The organism is Corynebacterium sp. (assembly GCF_030152825.1).
In the GTDB taxonomy this organism is placed as follows: Bacteria; Actinomycetota; Actinomycetes; order Mycobacteriales; family Mycobacteriaceae; genus Corynebacterium.
In genome coordinates this window covers 1-2,944 of sequence record NZ_JASLIP010000016.1, presented here as the reverse complement: position 1 = coordinate 2,944, position 2,944 = coordinate 1, and the positions used below count along the sequence as shown (strand labels likewise).

4 protein-coding genes are annotated in these 2,944 nt (G+C 61.1%); 3 read left to right on the top strand and 1 reads right to left on the bottom strand.

Features of this window, described 5'->3' with window-relative positions:
* The first annotated feature begins 1 nt into the window (after window position 1).
* Together Q1V78_RS02490 and Q1V78_RS02485 are read left to right on the top strand one after the other, a co-directional pair.
* Entirely contained in the window at window positions 2-934 is a 933-nt protein-coding gene (locus Q1V78_RS02490; RefSeq protein ID WP_300611271.1) for an iron chelate uptake ABC transporter family permease subunit, read from the top strand.
* Window positions 931-1,686: an ABC transporter ATP-binding protein gene (locus Q1V78_RS02485; RefSeq protein WP_300611268.1), complete on the top strand. Its 756-nt coding sequence runs from the start codon at window positions 931-933 to the stop codon at window positions 1,684-1,686. Before Q1V78_RS02490 ends, Q1V78_RS02485 begins: the two co-directional genes overlap by 4 nt.
* Before the next feature lie 116 nt (window positions 1,687-1,802).
* Here the strand turns inward: Q1V78_RS02485 and Q1V78_RS02480 are convergent, their stop codons facing one another.
* A complete protein-coding gene (locus Q1V78_RS02480) occupies window positions 1,803-2,480 on the bottom strand; it encodes a DUF3000 domain-containing protein (RefSeq protein ID WP_300611266.1) in 678 nt (225 codons plus the stop codon).
* Window positions 2,481-2,596: 116 nt separating this feature from the next.
* Between Q1V78_RS02480 and Q1V78_RS02475 the strand changes: the two genes are divergently transcribed.
* A partial coding sequence (locus tag Q1V78_RS02475; RefSeq protein WP_300611264.1) for a uroporphyrinogen decarboxylase family protein occupies window positions 2,597-2,944 on the top strand: 348 nt, incomplete at its 3' end.

Sequence of the window (2,944 nt, the reverse complement as noted above, 5' to 3'; positions counted from 1 at the left end):
GTTGGTAGCGGTGCTCCTCATCACCGTGGCGCTGATCGGCCTCTTCATCTTCTGGCAACTGCCCCGAGCCTGGGCTTTCATTCTGCCCATTCGGTTGACGACCATCGGCGCGCTCGCCGTGGCCGGCATTACCGCCGGCGTTTCCACGGTGGTCTTTCACACACTGACCCGGAATCACATCCTGACCCCGAGCCTGATTGGCTTTGATTCGATCTATGTGCTGATCAACACGCTAATCGTCTTTTTCCTCGGCAGCAGTGCGCTGACCGGGATGCACCCTATTGCGGGTTTCGTGCTGAACACGGTGATCATGGTGGTTTTCGCTGTGGTCGTGTTTAGCCCACTGGTGACCTCCAAAACGATGACCCTTGATGTGCTGCTGCTCATCGGTGTGGTGTGCGGGATCTTCTTTAGGTCCCTGGCCGGGCTTCTACAGAAGATGATCGACCCCAACGAGCACCAGGTGCTTCAGGATGCCTTCTTCGCATCCTTCACCGGTATCGACCGCCCGCTGCTGATCTTCACGCTGCTGGTGACGCTCGTTGTTTGTGGCTGGATCTGGCATAAACGCCACGTGCTGGATGTTATGGCGCTGGGGCAGGAGACCTCCATTGGCCTAGGCGTGGGGTACCGCAAAGAAAGCCTGGGCATGCTTGCCGCCATCACCATCCTCGTAGCGGCCTCAACTGCTCTGGTTGGCCCGATCTTGTTCCTGGGCCTCATCGTCGCCCACTTGGCCTACCGGGCGACGGGGACGACCCGGCATACATGGACCCTCCCGGTCGCTGCACTGTTCGGCGTTTCCTCCCTCGTAGGCGCGCAGTTTATTCTGGGGCAGATCTTCAGCTACGGCACTACCGTCTCCGTGCTGATTGAATTTTTGGGCGGTATTTTGTTCCTGTTCCTGCTCCTGCGGAAGGAGAAACTCAAGTGATTGAGACTAAGCAACTCAGCAAACGCTACGGCGATTCGCTGGTTCTGGATCACGTCGACCTGCGTATTCCCGAGGGCGGGGTCACCAGTATCATCGGCGCGAATGGAGCAGGAAAATCCACTCTTCTGACTGCCATCGCGCGCCTGATCGACGCCGATGGTGGCACCGCGGAGGTCGCGGGAATGGACGTTTACGCCACGGACACCCGCGAGCTGGCGAAGATACTCGCGGTTTTGCGGCAGGAAAACTACACCTTGAGCCGTATACGTGTGAGGGAGTTGGTGGCTTTCGGCCGCTTCCCGCATTCCCGGGGCCGGTTGACGGCCGAGTGTGAAGAAGCTGTAGATGCGGCGATTGAGACGATGGAGCTCGGGGAAATCGCCGATAAGTTCATCGACGAGTTGTCCGGAGGTCAGCGTCAGCGCGCCTTCGTTGCGATGGTGCTCGCCCAGGACACCGAGTACATCCTGCTGGATGAGCCGCTCAACAACCTCGACATGAAGCACTCGGTGTCGATGATGCGCACGATCAAGGCTGCTGCCCATGAACAGGGACGCACCGTCGTCATCGTCATTCACGACATCAACATGGCCGCTGCGTTCTCCGACCGGCTGGTTGCGATGAAGAACGGCAAGGTTCACACCACGGGGACACCGGAGGAGGTTATGACCGAGGAGACGCTCAGCAGCCTCTATGACTTCCCTGTTCAGGTCGAGCAGATCCATGGTCGCCCGACCGCCATCTACTACTAGAGGCAGATCAGATAGCGAACAACCCCGGCCCTACGGTGACAACCTGCAGGGGCCGGGGTTAAAAAATGTGCAGGCGCGCCTACATCGGGCGCGCCTAGAAAGAGCGTGAGGCGAGGCTAGAAGCGCGGCAGCTGCGAGACGCCCTCGGGTGGAAGGCCAGCGACGTTAGCCAGAACATTCGCAAAAGCCTGAACGTGGCCCTCCAGGTCGACGCCCGTCGCGGTCCAGGATGCTCGCATTTCCAACTGGAAGGCACGCGGTGGGCCACCGATCTCGCCGTAACGCACGGAGGCAGTGGAGGTCACGGTGCCACCGAGGTCGGAATACTCGGCACCAGGGCCACGGAGCTCTTCGGTGAGCCAGTCCCACGCGACCTCGGGAAGCAGCGGGTCGGACGCGACGTCGGCGTCCATGTCGGCCTGGATATAAGCGACCATGCGCATCTTGGCTCCCTGCCACGGCTCCTCGCCGTGCGGGTCGTGGAGAAGAATGAGTCGGCCGAATGCATCCCCGGCAGCCACTGTGCCATCTGGCTCTTCCTGCGAGGCGATGCGGTCGGCCAGGTCCACCTGGCTGATCTCCAGGCCGATCGCGTGGCTCAGTGGCGCGAGGTTACGCGGGGGCCGAATCTCCGCGATGGTGATACCCGAGCGCAGGGGCGCCTCCGACATCGACTTCACGGCGTGCTCGAAATACTCCGGCGTCTGTTCAGGCTCCGCCTCGGGGGCACGGACGCCGAGCGCGGTCGCTCCCGGGCGCTGGTGACTGTCTTTCGCGTTCTTCAGCTCATTCACAATGTCTAAACCTAGCCTTTAAGGTTTTTGATGGGGGGTGCCACGCCGAGGGAAGTCCAAGAAGAGAGCCATCACCACCTGCCGGTTATTTGGGGATAGCTGGCATAATAGAAACCATGACTAATGAGTTGTTGACGCCCGATCTCGCTGCGGCCTCCGCCGCCCGACGCGCCGATGCGGACGCCCCGTATCTGGCAGCGGTGCGTGGCGAGAAGCCATCCCGCCGCCCCGTGTGGATGATGCGCCAGGCAGGCCGCTCTCTGCCGGAATACCGCAAGGTTCGCGAGGGCATTCCGATGTTGGATTCTTGCTTCATACCGGACCTGCTCGCTGAGATCACGATGCAGCCCGTCGTTCGCCACGATGCTGACGCAGCGATTCTTTTCAGCGACATCGTTGTCCCGCTGAAGGCCGCCGGGATGGACGTCGAGATCGTTGCTGGACGCGGTCCAGTCATGGGGGAG